This window comes from Pseudomonas xanthosomatis, assembly GCF_019139835.1.
In the GTDB taxonomy this organism is placed as follows: domain Bacteria; phylum Pseudomonadota; class Gammaproteobacteria; order Pseudomonadales; family Pseudomonadaceae; genus Aquipseudomonas; species Aquipseudomonas fakonensis.
In genome coordinates this window covers 1,326,617-1,349,077 of record NZ_CP077075.1, presented here as the reverse complement: position 1 = coordinate 1,349,077, position 22,461 = coordinate 1,326,617, and the positions used below count along the sequence as shown (strand labels likewise).

At 64.4% G+C, this 22,461-nt stretch carries 17 protein-coding genes and 1 tRNA gene; 5 read left to right on the top strand and 13 right to left on the bottom strand.

Features of this window, described 5'->3' with window-relative positions; translation table 11 throughout:
* The first annotated feature begins 2 nt into the window (after nucleotides 1–2).
* Nucleotides 3–1,445, top strand: coding sequence for an alanine/glycine:cation symporter family protein (locus KSS93_RS05945; RefSeq protein WP_217887518.1), 1,443 nt, complete (start codon nucleotides 3–5; stop codon nucleotides 1,443–1,445).
* Between the two features lie 150 nt (nucleotides 1,446–1,595).
* Complete coding sequence (locus tag KSS93_RS05940) at nucleotides 1,596–2,585, top strand: asparaginase (RefSeq protein WP_217887517.1); 990 nt, start codon at nucleotides 1,596–1,598, stop codon at nucleotides 2,583–2,585.
* A gap of 99 nt (nucleotides 2,586–2,684) precedes the next feature.
* Here KSS93_RS05940 and KSS93_RS05935 read toward each other — a convergent pair.
* The 7 genes from KSS93_RS05935 to fdnG all read right to left on the bottom strand — a co-directional run bounded on the left by KSS93_RS05935 (nucleotide 2,685) and on the right by fdnG (nucleotide 11,882).
* A tRNA-Sec gene (locus tag KSS93_RS05935) sits at nucleotides 2,685–2,780 on the bottom strand.
* Between the two features lie 7 nt (nucleotides 2,781–2,787).
* Nucleotides 2,788–4,710 (bottom strand): selenocysteine-specific translation elongation factor, encoded by a 1,923-nt coding sequence (gene selB / locus KSS93_RS05930; protein WP_217888685.1) that lies wholly within the window; start codon nucleotides 4,708–4,710, stop codon nucleotides 2,788–2,790.
* Nucleotides 4,707–6,131 carry an L-seryl-tRNA(Sec) selenium transferase gene (gene selA / locus KSS93_RS05925; protein ID WP_217887516.1) on the bottom strand — a complete coding sequence of 475 codons (1,425 nt, stop codon included), beginning with the start codon at nucleotides 6,129–6,131 and terminating at the stop codon, nucleotides 4,707–4,709. Before selA ends, selB begins: the two co-directional genes overlap by 4 nt.
* Before the next feature lie 154 nt (nucleotides 6,132–6,285).
* Nucleotides 6,286–7,206, bottom strand: coding sequence for a formate dehydrogenase accessory protein FdhE (fdhE, locus tag KSS93_RS05920; protein WP_217887515.1), 921 nt, complete (start codon nucleotides 7,204–7,206; stop codon nucleotides 6,286–6,288).
* Between the two features lie 4 nt (nucleotides 7,207–7,210).
* Nucleotides 7,211–7,867: a formate dehydrogenase subunit gamma gene (locus KSS93_RS05915; RefSeq protein WP_217887514.1), complete on the bottom strand. Its 657-nt coding sequence runs from the start codon at nucleotides 7,865–7,867 to the stop codon at nucleotides 7,211–7,213.
* On the bottom strand, nucleotides 7,864–8,814 hold the full coding sequence (gene fdxH, locus KSS93_RS05910) for a formate dehydrogenase subunit beta (protein ID WP_217887513.1): 951 nt from the start codon (nucleotides 8,812–8,814) through the stop codon (nucleotides 7,864–7,866). The genes KSS93_RS05915 and fdxH overlap by 4 nt, the downstream gene beginning before the upstream one ends.
* A complete protein-coding gene (gene fdnG, locus KSS93_RS05905; protein ID WP_217887512.1) occupies nucleotides 8,814–11,882 on the bottom strand; it encodes a formate dehydrogenase-N subunit alpha in 3,069 nt (1,022 codons plus the stop codon). Before fdnG ends, fdxH begins: the two co-directional genes overlap by 1 nt.
* 724 nt (nucleotides 11,883–12,606) lie before the next feature.
* Between fdnG and KSS93_RS05900 the strand changes: the two genes are divergently transcribed.
* Both KSS93_RS05900 and KSS93_RS05895 read left to right on the top strand, forming a co-directional pair.
* Nucleotides 12,607–12,873, top strand: a complete 267-nt coding sequence (locus tag KSS93_RS05900; RefSeq protein ID WP_217887511.1) for a hypothetical protein — start codon at nucleotides 12,607–12,609, stop codon at nucleotides 12,871–12,873.
* A complete protein-coding gene (locus KSS93_RS05895; RefSeq protein WP_217887510.1) occupies nucleotides 12,870–13,142 on the top strand; it encodes a DUF3077 domain-containing protein in 273 nt (90 codons plus the stop codon). Before KSS93_RS05900 ends, KSS93_RS05895 begins: the two co-directional genes overlap by 4 nt.
* A 281-nt stretch (nucleotides 13,143–13,423) precedes the next feature.
* Here the strand turns inward: KSS93_RS05895 and KSS93_RS05890 are convergent, their stop codons facing one another.
* From KSS93_RS05890 to KSS93_RS05880, 3 genes are all read right to left on the bottom strand, one after another.
* Nucleotides 13,424–14,629: an ISL3 family transposase gene (locus tag KSS93_RS05890; RefSeq protein ID WP_217887509.1), complete on the bottom strand. Its 1,206-nt coding sequence runs from the start codon at nucleotides 14,627–14,629 to the stop codon at nucleotides 13,424–13,426.
* A 155-nt stretch (nucleotides 14,630–14,784) separates the two neighbouring features.
* On the bottom strand, nucleotides 14,785–15,330 hold the full coding sequence (locus KSS93_RS05885; protein WP_217887508.1) for a single-stranded DNA-binding protein: 546 nt from the start codon (nucleotides 15,328–15,330) through the stop codon (nucleotides 14,785–14,787).
* 9 nt (nucleotides 15,331–15,339) lie between these two features.
* Nucleotides 15,340–16,734, bottom strand: a complete 1,395-nt coding sequence (locus KSS93_RS05880; RefSeq protein WP_217887507.1) for an MFS transporter — start codon at nucleotides 16,732–16,734, stop codon at nucleotides 15,340–15,342.
* 127 nt (nucleotides 16,735–16,861) lie between these two features.
* Here KSS93_RS05880 and uvrA point away from each other — a divergent pair, with 127 nt between their 5' ends.
* On the top strand, nucleotides 16,862–19,696 hold the full coding sequence (gene uvrA, locus KSS93_RS05875) for an excinuclease ABC subunit UvrA (RefSeq protein WP_217887506.1): 2,835 nt from the start codon (nucleotides 16,862–16,864) through the stop codon (nucleotides 19,694–19,696).
* Between the two features lie 115 nt (nucleotides 19,697–19,811).
* Here the strand turns inward: uvrA and bfr are convergent, their stop codons facing one another.
* The 3 genes from bfr to rplQ form a co-directional block, all read right to left on the bottom strand.
* Nucleotides 19,812–20,276 carry a bacterioferritin gene (gene bfr / locus KSS93_RS05870; RefSeq protein ID WP_003257116.1) on the bottom strand — a complete coding sequence of 155 codons (465 nt, stop codon included), beginning with the start codon at nucleotides 20,274–20,276 and terminating at the stop codon, nucleotides 19,812–19,814.
* 163 nt (nucleotides 20,277–20,439) lie between these two features.
* Nucleotides 20,440–21,879: a catalase gene (locus tag KSS93_RS05865; RefSeq protein WP_217887505.1), complete on the bottom strand. Its 1,440-nt coding sequence runs from the start codon at nucleotides 21,877–21,879 to the stop codon at nucleotides 20,440–20,442.
* A gap of 173 nt (nucleotides 21,880–22,052) precedes the next feature.
* Nucleotides 22,053–22,439: a 50S ribosomal protein L17 gene (gene rplQ, locus KSS93_RS05860; RefSeq protein ID WP_003255451.1), complete on the bottom strand. Its 387-nt coding sequence runs from the start codon at nucleotides 22,437–22,439 to the stop codon at nucleotides 22,053–22,055.
* Nucleotides 22,440–22,461: the final 22 nt, after the last annotated feature.

Below are 22,461 nucleotides of genomic sequence, written 5' to 3'. Positions count from 1 at the left end.
CAATGCTCGAATTAATCAACGACTTCCTCTCGGGGAAGGTCCTCATCGTGCTGATCGTCGGACTCGGCAGCTACTTCACCCTCCGCTCGCGGTTCGTGCAGTTCCGCCACTTCGGCCACATGTTCGGTGTCTTCAAGGAATCCCTTCGCGGCCAGGCAGGCCAACTGAGCTCGTTCCAGGCCCTTATGCTGAGCCTGGCCGGGCGCGTCGGCGCCGGTAACATCGCAGGTGTCGGCATTGCCGTTACCCTGGGTGGCCCGGGTGCTGTGTTCTGGATGTGGGTCACCGCACTGGTGGGCATGTCCAGCTCGTTCTTCGAGTGCACCCTGGCCCAGGTCTACAAGCGCGCCGATGGCGATGGCCTGTACCGCGGCGGCCCGGCGTACTACATCCTGCACGGCCTGAAGAACAAGAGCATGGCGATCGTGTTCTCGATCCTGCTGCTGGTCACATACGGCTTCGCCTTCATCGGCCTGCAGTCGTACACCGTGACCCACTCGCTGCAGAACGCCTTTGCCTTCGACCCGCAACACACCGGCATCGTCCTGGCCGTGCTGCTGGCGATCACCTTCATCGGTGGCATCAAGCGTATCGCGGCAGTATCGGACCTGCTGGTACCGATCAAGACCCTGGCCTACATCGGCGTCACCCTGTACGTGATCGGCACCCAGATCGAACACGTGCCGGCCATGCTGGAAACCATCTTCAAGAGCGCCTTCGGCCTTGACCCTGCGTTCGGCGGCCTGCTCGGCAGCGCCATCGTGATGGGCGTGAAGCGTGGCGTGTTCGCCAACGAAGCGGGCCTGGGCAGTGCACCGAACGTGGCCGCCGTGGCTGCCGTGAAGCACCCGGGCGCCCAGGGCGTGGTTCAGGCGTTCAGCGTGTTCCTCGACACCTTCGTGATCTGCACCTGCACCGCGTTGCTGATTCTGCTGTCGGGCTTCTACACCCCGGGCTTCGAAGGTGACGGCATCGTGCTGACCCAGAACTCGCTGGCCGCCGTGGTCGGTGACTGGGGCCGCCTGTTCGTCAGTGTCGCGCTGTCGCTGTTCGTGTTCACCTGCATCCTCTACAACTACTACCTGGGCGAGAACAGCCTGCAGTTCCTGAGCCGCAACCGTGCGGTGCTGATGGGCTTCCGTGGCCTGGTGCTGGCACTGGTGGTGTGGGGTTCGATGCAGGACCTGTCGACCGTATTCGCCTTCGCCGACATCACCATGACTTGCCTGGCGTTCGTCAACCTGGTGGCCCTGGCCCTGCTGTTCAAGGTCGGCCTGCGGGTAATGCGCGACTACGACGAACAGCGCAAGGCCGGCATCAAGCAGCCGGTGTTCGACTCGAGCAAGTTCGCCGACCTGGACCTGGACCGCGCCGCCTGGCCGACCAACCCGCAGGTTGAAACAGCCGCTGACAATAGCGCTGCCCAAGCGCAGACCCAGCGCTGATATTCTGCGCTGCCGCAGCCGCCCCGTTCGTGGGCGGCTGACTCTTTCTTCGTCTTCGGGCCCTATCGCCGGCAAGCCGGCTCCTGCAGGGTTACCCGTCGCCTCGGGCATACGCTGCGACAGGGCCTGACATCGCTTCGGAATGCTTCCATGCGTGCAGTCAAGAATCTCCTCGTCCTCTACACCGGTGGCACCATCGGCATGCTGGAAACCCCGCAAGGCCTGGCGCCGGCCGGTGGTTTCGATGCGCGCATGCGTGAACACCTGGCCCAGTGCAGCGATGCACCCCAACTGCAATGGCAGCTGCGCGAACTCAACCCGCTGATCGACAGCGCCAACATGCAACAAGCCAACTGGCTGGCGATGCGCGATGCCATCGTCGACGCCGTGGTGCACGGCGGCCACGACGGTGTGCTGGTGCTGCACGGTACCGACACCCTGGCCTACAGCGCTGCGGCGCTGTCGTTCCTGCTGCTGGGCCTGCCGGTGCCGGTAGTGCTGACCGGCTCGATGCTGCCGGCCGGCGCACCGGACAGCGACGCCTGGGACAACCTGGTGGGCGCCCTGCGCCAGTTCGAACAGGGCCTGGCCGACGGCGTGCAGCTGTACTTCCATGGCCAGTTGCTGCATGGCTGCCGCGCCTCCAAGCTGCGCAGCGAAGCGTTCGATGCCTTTACCGCCCCGGCCCGTCACCGCGAAGGCGAGCGGGCTGCTGAACTGCCGGCGGTGCTGAGCTACCGCCAGGTGCGCCAGCCGGTGAAGCTGGCGGTGCTGCCAGTGTTCCCAGGGCTTGCGGCCGAGCACCTGAACGGGCTGTTGGCCAGCGGCATCCAGGGCTTGGTGCTGGAATGCTACGGCAGCGGCACCGGGCCGTCGGACGACCAGGCGCTGCTGGATGCCCTGCACGGGGCGCGCCAGCGTGGAGTGGTGATCGTCGCCATCAGCCAGTGCGCGGAAGGTTCGGTGGTGTTCGACACCTATGCTGCCGGTAGCCGGCTGCGCGATACCGGGCTGGTCAGTGGTGGTGGCATGACCCGTGAGGCGGCGCTGGGCAAGTTGTTCGCGCTGTTGGGGGCGGGGTTGGATGCCGATGCCGCTGAGCAGTGGTTTGGCTTGGATTTGTGTGGGGAGCGGGCTTAAACGCACGCCTTCAAACCGCCATCGCGGGGCAAGCCCGCTCCCACGTGTCGATCACTGTGGGAGCGGGCTTGCCCCGCGATTCATTGTGCGCTGGAAAAATGGCGGAAGGCAGCGGGAGTCGAACCTGCCCGGGAACGGCTGCCGTCCCCAACCGGGTTTGAAGCCCGGCCGCGCCACCGGGCGCGATTGCCTTCCTTGGAACTCAGGGCCTGGCCTGCTGCTGGGCCAGGGCGCTGTCTATACGGATGTGACGCTGGTCACCGACCCTGCGGGTCAGGCCCAGACGGTCGAAGTATTCGAGAATCTGCACGCTACGCTTGCGGCCAATGCCCAGGCAGTCGCGAAACGCAGCCACCTGCACTATCGGCGAAACCGCCGCCTGCTGCAACAGCAGCCCTGCCATGCGGATGATGGTCGCCTCCGGGTAGAACAGGTCGCGCACCACCTGGTGCACCAACCCCAGCCGCGCCAGCTTGCGCAGCAGCAGGCGCACATCCGCCTCCCCCACTGCCTCGTCACTGGCCAGGCTGCGTACCCAGGGCGGGTCGAAGGCACCTGCCAACAACCGCGGTAACAGGCGCTCCCACAGCGCACGGTCGGTGTCGCTCAATTGCACCTTGTGGTCTGGCAGGTGCAGCCAGGGGCCGCTGCTGCCGATCGCGCCCTCCCCCAACAACTCATCAAGCAAGCTGACGAACGCCGGGCGCTCCAGCGCCAGCGCGCAATAGCGGCGCAGTCGGTCGCGGTCCGGACCAAGCTGGTCGGGCTCCTGTTCGTGAAACTGCGCCAGCTTGCCCAACACCTGCTGCCTGAGGGCTTGCCACTGCGCCAGGGCGAACAGCAGCGGGCCCTGGCGGGTGGCGACCACCTGCACATCGCCCGGCAACTGCCAGGTGTCGCGCACGCGGTTGAACTGGCGCTCCAGGCGCTGCGGGTCGAGCCCACCGGGGGCGGTTTCCAGCAGCGCCGGCAGGGCCTGCTCGAGGCCGTCGGCGTCACGCAATACCTGCAACTGGCGCAAGCGCGCCTCGGCACGCCGCTGGCGGCTGGGGGCGAACGGGTCGAGTACCCGGCCGCCGCCCAGGGTGCGCTGGGCACGCTGGTCGCGCAGCACCAGGCGGTCGCCGTGCACCGCCTGCAGCGGCGCGTTGAGCAGCAACTGGGCGAACATGCGCTGCCCGGCCTGCAACTGCTCGCCTTCGAGCAAGGCGACCCGGGCGGTGACGTCCTGGGTACCGAGGTGCACGTGCACGGCGCTGAAGTGTTCGAAGGTGCGGGTTTCACCCGCCAGCAACGACAGCTCGATATCCACCCGCTGGCTCGGCGCATGCAGCCAGGCCGGCAGCAGCCAGTCGCCACGGTGCACCTGCTCCACAGTCAGGCGCTCACCGCTGATGTTCAGCGCCACCCGCTGCCCGGCCTGGGCCACCAGCGCGGCCTGGTTCTGCGCGTGCAGGCCGCGTACCCGCACGGGCTTGCCGGCCTTGCCCAGCAGCAGCGTGTCACCGGCACTGACCTGCCCGGCCAGGGCCGTGCCGGTGACTACGATGCCGGCGCCAGACACCGCGAAGGCCCTGTCCACCGCCAGGCGAAAACCGCCGCCGACATGGCGTTGGCCGACCTGCTTCTCAGCCGCCAGCAGCGACCGGCGCAGGGCATCGACCCCCTCCCCGCTGATGCTCGACAGCGGATACTGCGCGGCCCCGGCATAGGGCCCGGGCGCCAGCAGCTCGGTAACTTGTGCTTGCACCTCGGCCAGCCGCGCGGGCTCCACACGGTCGCACTTGCTGATGGCGACCAGCGCCTGGGGAATGCCCAGCAGCTCGATGATCGCCAGGTGCTCGCGGGTCTGCGGCATCACCCCGTCATCGGCCGCCACCACCAGCAGTACCAGGTCGATGCCGTGGGCGCCGGCCAGCATGTTGTGGATAAACCGCTCGTGCCCGGGCACGTCGATGAAGCCGGTCAGCGGCGCGCCTTCGGCCAGGGCCGCGTAGCGGTAGCCGAGGTCGATGGTCATGCCGCGGGCGCGCTCTTCCTGGCGGGTATCGCCGGCCTGGCCGGTCAGGGCCTGCAGCAGCGCGGTCTTGCCATGGTCGATATGGCCGGCGGTGCCGACGATCACTGCACCGGCCCCAGTTGCAACGCGGGCAGTTGCGCAAGCCACTGCGCCTCGTCGTCGAGCTGGCGCAGGTCGAGCCACAGGGCGTCGTCGTCGATGCGCCCGAGCACCGGTACCGGCAGGCTGCGCAGGGCGCGCTCCAGTACATGCAGGCTGCGCCCGCGCAGCTTCTTCGACACCTGCGGGCGCAGGCACAGGGCGGCGCTGGGCAGGCGCGCCACCGGCTGGCTGCCGCTGCCGATCATGCCCAGGGCCGGCTCGACGCTGACCGCCCACTGCTCGCCCAGGTGGGCCTTGAGCTCGGGGGCCAGGCGTTCGGCCTGGGCCTGGATCTCGGCCTGGCTGCGAGTGAGCAGGCGCAGGCTGGGCAGGCGCTCGGCCAGGCGGTCGGGGTTGCGGTACAGCGCCAGCACCGCCTCCAGTGCGGCGAGAGTGATTTTGTCCACCCGCAGGGCGCGCTTGAGCGGGTTCTTCTTGATTTTGCCGATCAGCTCCTTGCGCCCGACGATGATCCCGGCCTGGGGGCCGCCGAGCAGCTTGTCGCCACTGAAGGTGACGATATCGGCGCCGTCGGCCAGGGCCTGGCGCACCGTGGGCTCGGCCGGCAGGCCCCAGCGGGTGAGGTCGAGCAGGCTGCCGCTGCCGAGGTCTTCGAGCAGGGGCAACCCGTGCTGCTGGGCTATGCGCGCCAGCTCCGCAGTAGGCACCTGGTGGGTGAAACCCTGGATGCTGTAGTTGCTGCAGTGCACGCGCATCAGCAGGCCGGTGCGCGGGTTGATGGCAGCCTCGTAGTCACGGGCATGGGTACGGTTGGTGGTACCGATCTCGTGCAGCTTCACCCCGGCCCGGGCCATGATGTCGGGGATGCGAAAAGCGCCGCCGATCTCGATCAATTCGCCGCGGCTGATGATGCCCTCTTTGCGTGCGCCCAGGCTGTTGAGCGCCAGCAACACAGCAGCGGCGTTGTTGTTGACCACGGTGACGGCTTCGGCGCCTGTCAGTTCGCGGATCAGGCCTTCGATAAGGTCATCGCGATCGCCGCGCTTGCCGGTGGCCAGGTCGAATTCAAGGTTCAGCGGGTAGCGGGCGGCGGTTTGCATGGCCTGCACGGCTTCTTCGGGCAGCAGGGCGCGGCCGAGGTTGGTGTGCAGCACGGTGCCGGTGAGGTTGAATACCCGGCGCACCTGGCTGCGCTGTTGCATGGCCAGGCGTTCGCCGGCGCGGCCGAGCAGCACCTCATTGGCCAGCTCTGCGGGGCTTAGCTGGCCGTTGCGGGCGGGGTCACGCAGGTCGTCGAGCAGCTGGCGCAGGGTGGCCAGGGTGGCGTCGCGGCCGTGGCGGTCGAGCAGCGGCTGGCAGGCCGGGTGGCGCAGCAGGGTGTCGATGGAGGGCAGGCGTGGGGTGCAGGCGGGGCTTGAGGACATTCGGTACGACCTTGACTGATCCGTTGTCTGTTCCGGCCTCTTCGCGGGCAAGCCCGCTCCCACAGAGGCCGCGCAGGGTTTGGGGCCTGTGCAGTACCTGTGGGAGCGGGCGTGCCCGCGAAAAGGGCGACTCGGTATTGCAGTGTAGCCACCTCTAACCAGGCGCCAGCAGCAGGTTCGGCGCCAGGCGGTGCCAGCCCTCCTCGTCCAGGCGCATGTCCAGGGCCAGGCTGGCCAGGTCGTCGGCCAGGGGCTCGGCGGCGGCGTCGTTTTCCAGGTAGCTCTGCTTGAGGTAACCCTGGCACCCGGGGCAGCACTCGGCGCGCAGCGGCGCCTTGCCCGGTGCGTGGCGGTCGTCGTCCAGGCTTGTGTAGCGCAAGTCCTTGCTCGACTCGCAGTACACGCACTTGACCCGCACCACGTGCCATTCGCAGGCGCACAACGAACAGGCAAGGTAACGCAGGCCGTTGTGCTTGCCGCGGTTGCGCACCACCCCGGCCATGGCCGGCGAGCCGCAGGCCGGGCACTGGGCCAGGCTGCCGGCGGGCCCCAGCTCAGCTTGCGGTAGCGCCAGCAGCCAGCTGGACCAGGCGGCCTGCAAGGCAGCGCCAAGGAACGGCACCAGCGCGGCCGGCACGGCATCGTACTGGCCGCCAAGCAAGGCAATGGCACAGCCTTTGCGCTGGGCGTCGTCACTGTTGCGCAAGGTGATCAGCGCATCGGCCAAGGGGCCTGCAGGCTCTGCCTGAAAGTGCTCGAGCAAGGCCGTCAGCCACACCAGCCACGGCCCTTCGCGCACCAGGCTGTCCGCCGCCAGTGGCGGCAGGCCATGACTTATGCACAGGCGCTGGCGCTCTTCGGCCACCGGCAGGCCGCCAGGCGGGTTATCCACAAGCTGCTGCTGGATACGGCACAAGCGCGCCACCAGCCGCAGGTAGTCGCCGAGGGCGTTGCCTTCGGCCAGGTGCTGCAGGCGCGCGGCGCGCAGCTCGAACAGGTTGGCGGGGGGCAGGTGCAGGAACGGCGGCATCACCGCCGAGGCTTCGATCTGCCCGGGTTCGAGAATGGTGCTCAAACGGTCATCCTTCTTTTGAACCGTGGTTGTGGGGCGCTTTGTCGCCGGTCACATCGCGGTACCAGAGCTCATGATGCTTGCGTGCCCAGGCGCGGCTGACCCAGCCATGCAGCATGGCGCCGATCGAGCCCTTGATCCAGATGCCGGCGTAGATGTGCACGATGATGCTCAGGATCAGCACGAACGCCGCCAGTGCATGCAGCAGGGCCGACAGGCGAATGACGTCGATGCCGAACCAGTGGCTGAAGTACGCCCGCCAGATCACCACGCCGCTGACCAGCAGCACCAGCATGCACGCCAGCAGGGTCCAGAACAGCAGCTTCTGCCCGGCGTTGTACTTGCCGATCGGCGGCACGCCCTCTTCCTTGTTCAGCATCACCCGGTCGATGCGCCGCAGCCACAGGCGGTCGTTGGCGGTGATGAAGTTGGCTCGCCAGAAGCGCAACACCAGGCCGAGGAAGAACACGAACATGCCAACGCCAATGAACGGGTGCAGGATACGCGTCCATGGCCCGCCGCCGAACAGGTGGCTGAGCCAGAACAGCGCCGGGTGGAACAGCGCCAGCCCCGACAGCCCGGCCAGCACGAACAGGATGGCGACGACCCAGTGGTTGGTCCGTTCGTTGGCGTTGTAGCGCAGGATGGGTTTGTTGTCGTTCATGGCCGCTGCTCCCCTTGCCCGCCGGGCTTGGTCGGGTCATAGACATGCACCGCAGGATCCACCTGGTGCACCGTGGCGTCGGGCGGCGTGGGGTGCTCGTCCTCCTCCACCCGCTGCGGGCCGACCCGCACATAGTGGAAGAACCCGGCCAGCACCGCCGCGCCCATGGCCAGCAGCGCCAGCGGCTTGGTGAAGCCCTTCCACAGCCCCACCAGCGGGCTGATCACTGGTGTGTCCGGCAGGCCCGCATACAGCCGTGGAGTGTCGGCGTGGTGCAGCACGTACATCACGTGGGTACCGCCGACGCCGTCGGGGTCGTACAGCCCGGCGTTGTCGTAGCCGCGGGATTTCAGGTCGACGATGCGTTCGTCAGCGTGCACCTTCATCTGCTCCTTGGTGCCGAAGACGATGGCCCCGGTGGGGCAGGTTTTCACGCAGGCCGGCTCCAGGCCCACGCTCACGCGGTCGGAACACAGGGTGCACTTGTACGCCTTGTGGTCCTTCTGCGAGATGCGCGGGATGTTGAACGGGCAGCCGGTGATGCAGTAGCCGCAGCCGATGCAGTGGTCCTGGTTGAAGTCGACGATGCCGTTGGCGTGCTTGATGATTGCCCCGGGGCTGGGGCAGGCCTTCAGGCAGCCAGGCTCGGCGCAGTGCATGCAGCCGTCCTTGCGGATCAGCCACTCCAGGTTGCCGTCGTCGCGCTCGTGTTCGGTGAAGCGCATCAGGGTCCAGGTTTCGGCAGACAGGTCCTGGGGGTTGTCGTAGGTGCCGTGGTTGTGGCCGACCTCGTCACGCAGTTCGTTCCACTCCGAGCACGCCACCTGGCAGGCCTTGCAGCCGATGCACTTGGTGGTGTCGATCAGCTTGGCGACTTCCTCCTGCTGGCGTACCGAGGGCGGTACGGTGGTGGTGGCCGAGCGGGCGATGATGTCTTGGCTGGCCATCAGAGTTTCTCCACTTTGACGAGGAACGACTTGGACTCCGGCGTCTGGGTGTTGCCGTCACCGAGGAACGGCACCAGGGTGTTGGTCAGGTAGCCGTGCCGGGTGGTGCCGGTGAAGCCCCAGTGCAGCGGAATGCCGATCTGGTGGACGGTCTGGTTGTTGACCTTGAGCGGGCGAATCCGCTTGGTCACCACCGCCACCGCGTCGATGTGCCCGCGCTTGCTCGACACCCGCACCCGGTCGCCGGCCTTGATGCCCTTCTCATTGGCCAGCACCTCGCCGATTTCGACGAACTGCTCGGGCTGGGCGATGGCGTTGAGGCGGCAGTGCTTGCTCCAGAAGTGGAAGTGCTCGGTCAGGCGGTAGGTGGTCGCCGCATAGGGGAACTCGTCATGGGTGCCGAGGGTGTCCCACACCGAATCGAAGATGCGCCCGGCGGGGTTGCTGGTGGCCTTCTTGTTCTGCGGGTGCAGGGGGTTGATGCCGATCGGCGTCTCGAACGGCTCGTAGTGCTCGGGGAACGGGCCTTCGGCCATCTTGTCGATGGCGAAGAAGCGCGCCACGCCTTCGGGGTTCATGATGAACGGGTTCATCCCCGCCTCGGGCGGCGAGTCGACCTTGAAGTCGGGCACGTCGGTACCGGCCCAGGCCTTGCCGTTCCACCACACCAGGCGCTTTTTCTCCGGGTCCCAGGGCTTGCCCTGGGGGTCGCTGGAGGCGCGGTTGTAGAGGATGCGGCGGTTGGCCGGCCAGGCCCAGGCCCAGTTCTGCACCTGGTGCATGCCATACGGGTCGCTGTTGTCGCGCCGGGCCATCTGGTTGCCCTGCTCGGTCCAGCTGCCGGCGAAGATCCAGCAGCCGGAGGCGGTGCTGCCGTCGTCCTTCATCTGGCCGAAGCCGGCCAGTTGCTGGCCGGCCTTGAGGGTGGCGCCGGTGGCGTCGGTGAGGTCGGTGACTGCCCAGCCGTTCATCTCCTTGGCCAGCTCTTCGGGTGAAGGTTCTTCCGCGATCTTGTACGGCCAGCTGATGTTGAACAGCGGGTCGGCGTAGGCGCCGCCCTCTGCCTTGTAGCGGTGGCGCAGGCGCAGGAACAGCTCGCTCATGATCTGCACGTCGGTGCGGGTTTCGCCCGGGCCGTCGGCTCCCTTCCAGTGCCACTGCAGCCAGCGGCTGCTGTTGACCAGCGAGCCGTCCTCTTCGGCAAAGCAGGTGGTGGGCAGGCGGATGACTTCGGTCTGGATGTTGGCCGTGTCGACGTCGTTGAACGGGCCTGCGTTGCGCCAGAACTCGGAGGTTTCGGTGGCCAGCGGGTCCATGATCACCAGCCACTTGAGCTTGGCCAGGGCCGCGGTGACGCGGTTTTTGTCCGGCAGCGCGGCGATCGGGTTGAAGCCCTGGCAGATGTAGCCGTTGACCTTGCCCTGGCCCATCATCTCGAACATGCGCAGCACGTCGTAGGCCGGCACGTCGAGCTTGGGCAGCCAGTCATAGCCCCAGTTGTTCTCGGCGGTAGCGTTGGCGCCGTACCAGGCCTTCATCAGGCTGACGTGGAACTTGCCGTAGTTCTGCCAGTACGACAGCTGCCCCGGGCGCAGCGGCTTGGAGGCGCGCTTGTCGATGTAGGCGGCGTAATCCTGCTCGGCGTCGCCGGCCAGGGTCAGGTAGCCGGGCAGCGAGTTGGACAGCAGGCCAAGATCGGTCAGGCCCTGGATGTTGGAGTGACCGCGCAGGGCGTTGACCCCGCCACCGGGCATGCCGACGTTGCCCAGCAGCAGTTGCACCATGGCGGCGCTGCGGATGATCTGCGCGCCGATGGAGTGCTGGGTCCAGCCGAGGGCGTAGAGGATCGTCATGGTCTTGCCCGGTGCCGAGCAAGTGGCGATCTCTTCCCACACCTTCATCATTTGTTCCTGCGGCATGCCGCAGGTCATGCTGGCCAGCTCCGGGGTGTAGCGGCTGTAGTGCTGCTTCATCAGCTGGAACACGCAGCGCGGGTGCTGCAGGGTCGGGTCGACCTTGGCGTAGCCGTCCTCGCCCAGCTCGTAGCCCCAGCCGGACTTGTCGGCATACACGCGCTTGGCCTCGTCGTATCCGCTGAACAGCCCGTCTTCGAAGCCATAGTTTTCTTTGACGATGAACGACACGTCGGTGTAGTTGCGCACGTACTCGTGCTGGATCTTGTCGGTGCTCAGCAGGTAGTTGATCAGCCCGCCCATGAAGGCGATGTCGGTACCGGTGCGAATCGGTGCGTAGTAGTCGGCCACCGAGGCGGTACGGGTGAACCGCGGGTCGACCACGATCAGCCGCGCCTTGTTGTGCGCCTTGGCTTCGGTCACCCACTTGAAGCCGCACGGGTGCGCTTCAGCGGCGTTGCCGCCCATCACCAGGACCAGGTTTGCATTGGCGATGTCAGACCAGTGATTGGTCATCGCGCCACGGCCATACGTCGGGGCAAGACTTGCCACCGTCGGGCCGTGTCAGACACGCGCCTGGTTATCGAACCCCAGCATACCGGTTGCACGGACGACCTTGTGGGTCAGGTAGCCTGCTTCGCTCGATGCCGCGGAGGCTGCGAGAAAACCGGTGGTGAGCCAGCGGTTGACGGTTTGGCCCTGGGCGTTCTTCTCGATGAAGTTGGCGTCGCGGTCCTTCTTCATCAGGTCCGCTACGCGGTCGAGGGCTTCGTCCCAGCTGACACGCGTCCACTCGTTGCTGCCGGCCTTGCGCACTTCGGGGTACTTGAGGCGGTTGGGGCTGTGGATAAAGTCCAAAAGGCCTGCGCCTTTCGGGCACAAGGTGCCGCGGTTGACCGGGTGGTCGGCGTCGCCTTCGATGTGGATGATGTTCTGTTTGACGTTTTTGCCCGCATCGCCCTGGCTGTACAGGATCAGGCCGCAGCCGACCGAGCAGTAGGGGCAGGTGTTGCGGGTTTCCTTGGTGTGCGCCAGCTTGAAGTGGCGCACCTGCTCGGCGAACGCCGGCGCAGGGGCCATGCCCAGCGCCGCAAGGCTCGAGCCTCCAAGGCCGACGGCGGCGACCTTGAAGAATTGCCGACGGTTGAGGTCCATCGTGCACTCCTGATCAGGTTTCGGGCGCCTGGCGCGTGGCCGGTGCCTCTGTGACTTCACGGTGGCGGTATGCGGATACCGCCAACTGTTAAGACTAGCCAAGAAACCGGGAAGTGCGATGACTTGGGTCAAGGGAGCGTGCTGAGACCTGTAGGAGATCACCCAGGCCTTTCGGACTGCGCTGTCGCGCAGAGAACTGGTCTTGCAGATACACCGCGACCCCTGTGGGAAGCGGCCTTGTATCGCGATGGGGCGCGAAGCGGCCCCAAGGTCTCGGCTTCATGCAGAATTGCCGGGGCTGCTACGCAGCCCATCGCGACACAAGGCCGCTTCCCACAGGGAACGTATTCAATCTGGCACCGGCTACGCCGATGATCGCCGGCAAGCTCCTACAGGGGAGCGTCTGGCGTAAGAGATTTCTGAACCTGAAACCAAATGCTTCAGGGGCTGGACTATTCAGAACTATCCTACGCGCGCTGCTGAACCTTCGGCGTTGTCCGGGAAATGCCTCACAGATAACGTTTCCGGGTCGCTCAGGCGACCGGGTGTGAGAAACCCGAAGGATCATCGGTGACGTCGTTATGGCGGTCGTGCGCGGGCAGGCTTCGGCCTGGCCGGGTTGTGCCTTTGATCCTCGGTTTTCTCACCCCGCGCACGGCTGCCACCCTGATCCGTGAGAAAGGTCGAAGTGGCGGTTTCCTTAGACGATCAAAGGTTATCTGCCATGAAAAAGCTCGTACCTGACCCACCCCGTCACACGCCCCTGTTTTCCGTCCTGCCCACCCTCCCCGCCCCTGATGCCATCGCCCACGCCAGCGAGCTGATGCGCGGCGTATCCGAAGCCATCGACGAACACTGCCGCCTGCATGCCGGCGAACCCCGATTGAACATTCTGGTGAACGCCGCTCATGCGGCCGACTCGGCGATTGCGCTGGCCGAGCATGCCTTGGCCCGCATGAATGCCGGATGCGCGGAAGGAGGCCGGGAATGAGCGAACAAACAACAGGCATCCTGACCGCCGGGGTCGCCACCTTTCTGGAAGTCGGCAGCCCGCCAGTGAAGCTTTTGCGCGTGGAGCCCGTTATTGCCATCGAGGATGCTTACGAGCAGGTGTCGGTGCTGCTGGGCTATATCAAGCATCTGGTGAGTGAGGGAGATGCGGAGGATGACCACAAGTTGCTGGGGGCGGCGGACTTTTTGAGCGGGCTGGCCAAGGCGTTGATGAACGATATCGAGATTGCGCGGAACCGGTTGCATTGAGGCCTGTAGCCGCCGGCAAGCCGGCTCCTACAGGTGCAGCGCAGGCCTGAGACTTATGCAATACATGTGAGAAGCGGCCTTGTGTCGCGATGGGCTGCAAAGCAGCCCCGGCAATCTTGCATGATTCTCGAATCCTGGGGCTGCTGCGCAGCCCATCTCGACCGGACGGCGCCCCGGCAAGGCCGCTTCCCACAGGAATCGCGCTGGCGTTTAGATATTCAGCAAGACAGTTGCCGCAGAGATCGCATCAACCTCAAGCAAGCAGGCATAAAAAAGGTTCTTCACGGATTGCCGGAAAAGTCATTCTTGATCTTCATGAAAAAGAACTCGCTGTCCCGGTAGCCGTAAGCCATCCGCTTGATCACCTTGATCCGGTTGTTGATACCTTCCAACTGACCCGTGTGCATCGGCCACCGCACCCTACTCAGGATGCCGCGCCAGTATCCCTTCAGGCGTTTAGCGAACTGCTTCAATGCCGGTATCGCGCTTTCATCAGCTAGGCGTAGCCACTGCTTCCAGGCTGATCGCCAGCCCCAGGCGGTGGTGGGTGACCACAGGGCTTTGAGCTCTGCCTTCATCAGATAAACCGTCATCAGCGATTGGTTAGCTGCTAGCAGATCCTGCAGATGTACCTGCTGATCTTCTCGCTTGAGATTTTCTGGATTACGCAGCAGGAGCCACCGCGCTTGCTTGATCACCTTGCGGGCGGGTTTGTCATGGCGCAAGCGGTTGGCCTCATCGACCCGCACCCGGTCAATTACCTCTCGCCCATACTTAGCGACCACATGAAACAGGTCATAGACCACGCGTGCCTGCGGGCAATGTTGGCGTACCTCCAGGTCAAATGCGGTGTTCATGTCCATTGCCACTGCTTCGATCCGTGCACAGCCCTCCGGCCCCAGCTCTTCAAAAAAGGGTCTGACAGCAGCTCGGCTACGCCCCTCGCCAATCCACAGCACCCGGCGGGTATCAGCATCCAGAACCACGCTGGCATAGCGATGCCCTTTGAACAGAGCGAACTCATCCATCACCAAGCGCCTGGGCTGGGCCTTCGGTAGATTTTCCAGTGCGTGTTGTAGCGCCCGTCGCTCCAGTAAGCGCACGCTGTCCCAATGCAAACCAAACAGCTCGGCGACGTGCAGGGTGGGCAGTCTTTGGCAAGACTGGATCACCGCCTCGGCCAAGCGCTTGGTCATCCGCGAATAGCGATCAAGCCAACGGACTGACTCCATTCGCTTGCCGCATGCCCTGCACCCGACGCGCCGCAGTTCAACATTCAACCGCACTGCACGGCCAAGAATGGGTAGGTCACGGATTGAGCGCTGGCAGTATTCGTGGATGGTGGTGCTGGACTGATGACAGCCGCTGCAAGTGGGGAATCGGGTGGGCTGCGGAATCAGGTCGATCAGCAGGTCATCGCCATCAGGCCTGATCGCAGTGACAGAAAAGCCCTCCCAGAAGGGCAGAAACGTATTAATATCGTGCACAAGAACGCCGGTTTGTAGATGTGTTTGCTCGCACGAACATCATCCATCAAACCGGCGTTCTTGTTTCTGTCTTTCCCGGGATTCCGTGAAGAACCATAAAAAAACCCAGGGCGAAGGCCCTGGGTTTTTGGCTTGGCGTACGCCGAGCGCTTCGATCAGAACGGAATATCGTCGTCGAAGCTGTCGAAGTCAGCGGCTGGCTGCGGGGCCGGCTGTTGCGGGGCCGGGCGCTGCGGGGCCTGTTGCGGGCGCTGGGCCTGCTGGCGCGGCGGGGCCTGGTTGTACTGTTGCTGCTGGCCGCCACCGTAGTTGCCGCCACCCTGGTTGTACTGGTCGCCGCCACCCTGTTGATTTTGCGGACGGCCACCGAGCAGCTGCATGGTGCCGTTGATGTCGACGATGATCTCGGTGGTGTAGCGCTTGATGCCGTCTTTTTCCCACTCGCGGGTCTGCAGCTTGCCTTCGATATAGCACTGCGAACCTTTGCGCAGGTACTCACCGGCAATTTCAGCGACCTTGCCGAACAGCGACACACGGTGCCATTCGGTACGCTCGACCTTCTGGCCCGACTGCTTGTCGGTCCACTGCTCGCTGGTGGCCAGGCTCAGGTTGGTCACGGCGTTACCGTTGGGCAGGTAGCGGACTTCGGGATCCTGACCGCAGGTACCGACCAGAATGACTTTGTTAACCCCACGGGCCATAACGTTCTCCTAGGCTTCGCACGCCGCTGAGGCTGGGTTTACCAGACGCTCGAGGGTCGCACGGTCCAAAATTTTCGTATCCAGTTTGATATAGATGGCGGCTTCTTCTGCCACCACAACAGCGTCGGTCACACCCGGCACGGCCAGCAGACGCTCGGTCAGGCCGGCTTCACGGACTGCTTCGGGCGTCAGCGGCATGCGCAGGCTGGTCACATACGGTGGCTCGTTCATGCCCAAGGCGACGACCAGCCAGATGGCACACAGCACCGCGCAACCGAGGAACACCGTATCCAGCCCGCCGTGCTGGAACAACCAGCCTCCGAGGATGCCACCCAGCGCCGCACCGAGGAACTGGCTGGTGGAATACACCCCCATCGCCGTCCCCTTGCCACCGGCAGGCGACACCTTGCTCACCAACGAAGGCAGCGAAGCTTCCAACAGGTTGAATGCGGTGAAGAATACCACGGTGCCGATTACCAGTCCGCGCAAACCGTCAGCCCACTCCCAGAAGTATACCTCTGTCAGCAACAGCACACTGACCGCGCCGGCCAGCACGCGTTTCATCTTGCGCTTCTTCTCGCCGTAGATGATGAAGGGGACCATTGCAAAAAATGAAACCAGCAGCGCGGTCAGGTACACCCACCAGTGCTGTTCCTTTGGCAGCCCGCCACGCTCGACGAACGCCAGGGGCAGCGCCACGAAGCTGGCCATGAGGACGGCGTGCAGCACGAAGATGCTGATGTCCAGGCGCAGGAGGTCCGGATTGCGCAGGGTCGGGCCAAGGGCCTGACGCGCCACGCCGGACTCGCGGTGCTGCAGCACCTGGTGGGCACTGGGCACCACGAAGGCGATCAGGGCGATACCGACCAGGGCAAGTCCTGCAGTAGCCAGGAACAATCCTGACAAACCAAAGGCACTTGTCAGCAGTGGCCCGACCACCATGGCCACAGCGAACGAAAGGCCGATGCTCATGCCGATCATGGCCATGGCCTTGGTGCGGTGCTGTTCGCGGGTCAAGTCCGACAGCAGCGCCATGACTGCAGCAGAGATAGCGCCTGCGCCCTGCAGGATGCGCCCGGCGATCACGCCCCAGATCGAGTCGGCCTGCGCCGCCAGTACGCTGCCCAGGGCAAAGATCACCAGGCCCAGGTAGATCACCGGGCGCCGGCCGATGCGGTCGGACACCATGCCGAACGGGATCTGCAGCACCGCCTGGGTCAGGCCGTAGGCGCCGATGGCCAGGCCGATCAGCGCGGGGGTGGCGCCGGCCAGGTCCATGCCATAGGTGGCCAGCACCGGCAGGACCATGAACATGCCCAGCATACGAAAGGCAAAGACCAGGGCCAGGCCGCTGGCTGCACGGGTTTCGCTGCCGCTCATGCGCTCGTTGTGGGTGTCGTGCATGGATGAACCTCGTGTGAACCGGCGGCGATTCTATCAGTCCGAGCCCATATCGGCATCTGCGCCGCTTTGCCGCGTACTGGCTACGCGCCGTATACTTCTTCGTTTATGCCCGCCGAGCGAGGCCGCAGTGGACAAGATCCTGATTCGTGGGGCGCGTACCCACAACCTGAAGAACATCGACCTGACCCTGCCCCGGGACAAGCTGATCGTGATCACCGGCCTGTCCGGTTCCGGCAAGTCGTCGCTGGCGTTCGACACGCTGTACGCCGAGGGCCAGCGCCGCTACGTCGAGTCGCTGTCGGCCTACGCCCGGCAGTTTCTGTCGATGATGGAAAAACCCGACGTCGACACCATCGAAGGCCTGTCGCCGGCGATTTCCATCGAGCAGAAGTCGACCTCGCACAACCCACGCTCGACCGTGGGCACCATCACCGAGATCTACGACTACCTGCGCCTGCTGTACGCCCGGGTCGGCACCCCGCGTTGCCCGGACCACGACATCCCGCTGGAGGCACAAACCGTCAGCCAGATGGTCGACCTGGTGTTGGAAAAGCCCGAGGGCAGCAAGCTGATGCTGCTGGCCCCGGTGATCCGCGAGCGCAAGGGCGAGCACCTGGCGCTGTTCGACGAGCTGCGCGCCCAGGGCTTCGTGCGGGCCCGGGTGAACGGCAAGCTCTACGAGATGGACGAGCTGCCCAAGCTGGATAAACAGAAAAAGCACAGCATCGAGGTGGTGGTCGACCGCTTCAAGGTGCGCGCCGACCTGCAGCAGCGCCTGGCCGAGTCGTTCGAGACCGCGCTCAAATTGGCCGACGGCATCGCCCTGGTAGCACCGATGGATGATGAAGAAGGCGAGGAGATGATCTTCTCGGCGCGCTTCGCCTGCCCGATCTGCGGCCATGCCATCAGCGAGCTGGAGCCCAAGCTGTTCTCCTTCAACAACCCGGCCGGCGCCTGCCCGACCTGCGATGGCCTGGGGGTGAAGCAGTTCTTCGACACCAAGCGCCTGGTCAACGGCGAGCTGACTCTGGCCGAGGGGGCGATACGCGGCTGGGACCGGCGCAACGTGTATTACTTCCAGATGCTCGGTTCGCTGGCGGCGCACTATGGCTTCAGCCTGGAGGAGCCGTTCGGCGAGCTGCCTGCCGAGCACCAGAAGGTGATCCTGCACGGCAGCGGCAAGCAGAGCGTCGACTTCAGGTACCTCAACGACCGTGGCGATATCGTCAAGCGCTCGCACCCGTTCGAGGGCATCGTGCCGAACCTGGAGCGCCGCTACCGCGAGACCGAGTCGGCCACGGTGCGTGAAGAGCTGGCCAAGTTCCTCGGCACCCAGCCCTGCCCCGACTGCCGCGGCACGCGCCTGCGCCGTGAGGCGCGCCACGTGTGGGTGGGCGAGAAAACCCTGCCGGCAGTCACCAACCTGCCGATCGGCGAGGCCAGCAACTATTTCGGCGAGCTGACCCTGGCCGGGCGGCGCGGCGAGATCGCGGCGAAGATCCTCAAGGAAATCTGCGAGCGCCTGCAGTTTCTGGTCAATGTGGGCCTGGACTACCTGACCCTGGACCGCAGCGCCGAAACCCTGTCCGGTGGCGAGGCCCAGCGCATTCGCCTGGCCAGCCAGATCGGCGCCGGCCTGGTGGGGGTGATGTACATCCTCGATGAACCGTCCATCGGCCTTCATCAACGGGACAACGACCGCCTGCTGGCGACCCTCAACCACCTGCGTGACCTGGGTAACACGGTGATCGTGGTGGAGCATGACGAGGACGCCATTCGCCTGGCCGACTACGTGGTGGATATCGGCCCGGGCGCCGGTGTGCACGGCGGGCAGATCGTCGCTGAGGGTACCCCTGACGAAGTGATGGCCCACCCCGATTCGCTGACCGGCAAATACCTGTCGGGGCGCAAGAAGATCGTCGTGCCGGCCAAGCGCACTCCGCGCGATAAAAAGCTTTCGCTCAAGCTCAAGGGTGCCCGCGGCAACAACCTGCAGAACGTCGACCTGGAAGTGCCGATCGGCCTGCTGACCTGCGTGACCGGTGTGTCCGGTTCGGGCAAGTCGACGCTGATCAACAACACCCTGTTCCCGCTGGCGGCCACCGCACTGAATGGCGCAAGCAGCCTGGAGCCGGCGCCGCACAGCAGCATCGACGGCCTGCAGCACCTGGACAAGGTGGTGGATATCGACCAGAGCCCGATTGGCCGTACCCCGCGTTCGAACCCGGCTACCTACACCGGCATCTTCACGCCGATCCGCGAGCTGTTCGCCGGCGTGCCGGAGTCGCGTTCGCGCGGTTACGGCCCGGGGCGGTTCTCGTTCAACGTCAAGGGCGGGCGCTGCGAGGCGTGCCAGGGCGACGGCCTGATCAAGGTGGAGATGCACTTCCTGCCGGACATCTACGTGCCGTGTGACGTGTGCAAGAGCAAGCGCTACAACCGTGAAACCCTGGAGATCAAGTACAAGGGCAAGAACATCCACGAGGTGCTGGAAATGACCATCGAGGATGCCCGCGCGTTCTTCGACGCGGTGCCGGCGCTGGCGCGCAAGCTGCAGACGCTGATGGACGTGGGGCTGTCGTACATCAAGCTGGGGCAGTCGGCGACTACGCTGTCCGGTGGCGAGGCGCAGCGGGTGAAGCTGTCGCGCGAGCTGTCCAAGCGCGATACCGGAAAAACCTTGTACATCCTCGACGAGCCGACCACCGGCCTGCACTTTGCCGATATCCAGCAGTTGCTGGACGTGCTGCACCGCCTGCGCGACCACGGCAACACCGTGGTGGTGATCGAACACAACCTGGACGTGATCAAGACCGCCGACTGGCTGGTGGACCTGGGGCCGGAGGGCGGTTCCAAGGGTGGGCAGATCATTGCCTGCGGCACGCCGGAGGAACTGGCCAAGAAGAAGCAGTCGTACACCGGGCATTATCTGAAACCGCTGCTGGAGCGGGACCGGGCCTGATGTAATGTGAAAAGCCCCTGGCATCAAAGGATGCCAGGGGCTTTTTTGTGCGCCTTTGATGGCCTCATCGCCGGCAAGCCGGCTCCTACAGGAGCCGATTTTCCGGCGATGGCGGTTACATCTGCGACTGCAGGTAGTTTTCCAGGCCGATGGCCTTGATCAGGCCCTGCTGCTTTTCCAGCCAGTAGGTGTGATCTTCTTCGGTGTCGGCCAGCTGCGCACGCAGGATGTCGCGGCTGATGTAGTCCTTGTGCAGCTCGCACAGCTCGATACCCTTGCACAGCGCACCGCGCACCTTGTACTCGAGCTTGAGGTCGGCTTCGATCATTTCGGGTACGGTGCTGCCCACTTCGAGATCGTCGGCACGCATGTCGGGGGTGCCTTCGAGCATCAGGATGCGGCGCATCAGGGCGTCAGCGTGCTGAGTCTCTTCTTCCATCTCGTGGTTGATACGTTCATAGAGCTTGGACAGGCCCCAGTCTTCGTACATGCGCGAGTGGATGAAGTACTGATCGCGTGCTGCCAGTTCGCCCTTCAGCAACGTGACGAGGTAGTTGATTACGTCCGGGTGACCTTGCATTGCCCTGCTTCTCCCTGTGAATGCTTCAATGCCTGATAGTTTGAACCAGCTTTTGCTGGCGGTCACGGAAAAATGCGCAATTACTAGCAAATAATCGGCTAAACAGTAGTGATATTCATTGAAAAACCGCCCAAACGAGGGCGGTTCTTGTTATCACTTCGACTTAGGCAAGATTGACGCCCAATGCCTTGGCGATGCCTTCGCCGTAGGCCGGGTCGGCCTTGAAGAAGTGCTGCAGTTGGCGTTGCACCACGTCCTCGCTGACCCCAACCAGGGTGCCGGCGATGTTGCCGATCAACAGCGCTTTCTGTTCGTCGTTCATCAGACGGAACAAGGCACCTGCGTGGCTGTAGTAGTCGTTGTCCTCGCGGTGGTCGAAGCGGTCGGCTGCGCCGCTCAGGGCCAGTGCGGGCTCGGCGTGGCGCGGCGACTGCTTGGGCGCATCGCTGTAGCTGTTAGGCTCGTAGTTCGGTGCGCTGCCGTAGCTGCCGGTGGCCATCGAACCGTCACGCTGGTAGCTGTGCACCGGGCTACGCGGCGCGTTCACCGGCAGGTGCTGGTGGTTGGTGCCGACGCGGTAGCGGTGGGCATCGGCGTAGGCGAATACCCGGCCTTGCAGCATGCGGTCCGGCGACAAGCCGACACCCGGCACCATGTTGCTAGGGCCAAAGGTGGCTTGCTCGACTTCGGCAAAGTAGTTGAGCGGGTTGCGGTTGAGCTCCAGCACGCCCACTTCGATCAGCGGGTAGTCCTTCTGCGACCAGGTCTTGGTCACATCGAAGGGGTTCTCCTGGCGATTGGCGGCTTCGCTTTCGCTCATTACCTGGATGCACACGGTCCAGCGCGGGTACTCACCACGCTCGATGGCCTCGAACAGGTCACGCTGAGCGTAGTCCGGGTCGCTGCCGGCCAGGCGCGCGGCCTCGGCAGGGGCCAGGTTCTTTATGCCTTGCTGGGTCTTGAAATGCCACTTGACCCAGGTGCGCTCACCTTCAGCGCTGATCAGGCTGTAGGTGTGGCTGCCGAAACCGTGCATGTGGCGGTAGCCGTCCGGGATGCCGCGGTCGGAGAACAGGATGGTTACCTGGTGCAGCGCTTCGGGCGAATGGGACCAGAAGTCCCACATCATCTGGGCGTTCTTCAGGTTGGTCTGCGGGTGGCGCTTCTGGGTGTGGATGAAGTCGGGGAATTTCAGCGGGTCGCGGATGAAGAACACCGGGGTGTTGTTGCCGACGATGTCCCAGTTGCCTTCCTCGGTGTAGAACTTGACCGCAAAGCCGCGCGGGTCACGTTCGGTGTCTGCCGAACCGCGTTCGCCGCCGACGGTGGAGAAGCGCAGGAAGGTTTCGGTCTGTTTGCCAATGCTGTCGAACAGCCTGGCATTGGTGAATTTGCTGATGTCGCGGGTGACGGTGAAGGTGCCGTAGGCGCCCGAGCCTTTAGCGTGCACGCGGCGCTCGGGGATGTTCTCGCGGTTGAAGTGGGCGAGTTTTTCGATCAGGTGAAAGTCATCGAGCAACAACGGGCCACGGGGGCCGGCGGAACGGGAGTTCTGGTTGTCGGCTACAGGTGCACCGCTGGCGGTGGTCAGAATCTTGCTCATTGGGCTCTCCTTATCGGTCTCTAATGGCCGGCTAAACGGCATGCAGAGAAGTATCGGCGAGCGCTGTTACAAGAGCTAATTCATTGATTTATTAGTCACGATAGATATTTACAATTCACACAGGCACAAAAAACCGGGCACTAGGCCCGGTTCTTTGTAGCAGACAGAACGTCTTACTCGGCAGCTTCTACAGCACCACCGACTGGACGATCAACCAGCTCGACGTACGCCATAGGCGCGTTGTCGCCAGCGCGGAAACCGCACTTCAGGATGCGCAGGTAGCCGCCCTGACGGGTGGCGTAGCGCTTGCCCAGATCGTTGAACAGTTTGCCAACAGCGGACTTCGAACGGGTACGGTCGAAGGCCAGACGACGGTTGGCTACGCTGTCTTCCTTGGCCAGGGTGATCAGCGGCTCGGCAACGCGGCGCAGTTCCTTGGCTTTCGGCAGGGTGGTTTTGATCAGCTCGTGCTCGATCAGCGACACAGCCATGTTCTGGAACATAGCTTTGCGGTGAGAGCTGGTACGGCTCAGGTGACGTCCACTTTTACGATGACGCATGATTCATTCCTTACCAAACAAT

Coding starts and splice junctions, on each gene's coding strand:
- KSS93_RS05880 (WP_217887507.1), bottom strand. CDS start 16,734: ATGCACGACACCCACAACGAGCGCATGAGCGGCAGCGAAACCCGTGCA.
- KSS93_RS05865 (WP_217887505.1), bottom strand. CDS start 21,879: ATGAGCAAGATTCTGACCACCGCCAGCGGTGCACCTGTAGCCGACAAC.
- selA (WP_217887516.1), bottom strand. CDS start 6,131: ATGTCCTCAAGCCCCGCCTGCACCCCACGCCTGCCCTCCATCGACACC.
- KSS93_RS05900 (WP_217887511.1), top strand. CDS start 12,607: ATGAAAAAGCTCGTACCTGACCCACCCCGTCACACGCCCCTGTTTTCC.
- KSS93_RS05885 (WP_217887508.1), bottom strand. CDS start 15,330: ATGGCCCGTGGGGTTAACAAAGTCATTCTGGTCGGTACCTGCGGTCAG.
- rplQ (WP_003255451.1), bottom strand. CDS start 22,439: ATGCGTCATCGTAAAAGTGGACGTCACCTGAGCCGTACCAGCTCTCAC.
- KSS93_RS05945 (WP_217887518.1), top strand. CDS start 3: ATGCTCGAATTAATCAACGACTTCCTCTCGGGGAAGGTCCTCATCGTG.
- KSS93_RS05895 (WP_217887510.1), top strand. CDS start 12,870: ATGAGCGAACAAACAACAGGCATCCTGACCGCCGGGGTCGCCACCTTT.
- fdxH (WP_217887513.1), bottom strand. CDS start 8,814: ATGGCCAGCCAAGACATCATCGCCCGCTCGGCCACCACCACCGTACCG.
- KSS93_RS05940 (WP_217887517.1), top strand. CDS start 1,596: ATGCGTGCAGTCAAGAATCTCCTCGTCCTCTACACCGGTGGCACCATC.
- KSS93_RS05915 (WP_217887514.1), bottom strand. CDS start 7,867: ATGAACGACAACAAACCCATCCTGCGCTACAACGCCAACGAACGGACC.
- bfr (WP_003257116.1), bottom strand. CDS start 20,276: ATGCAAGGTCACCCGGACGTAATCAACTACCTCGTCACGTTGCTGAAG.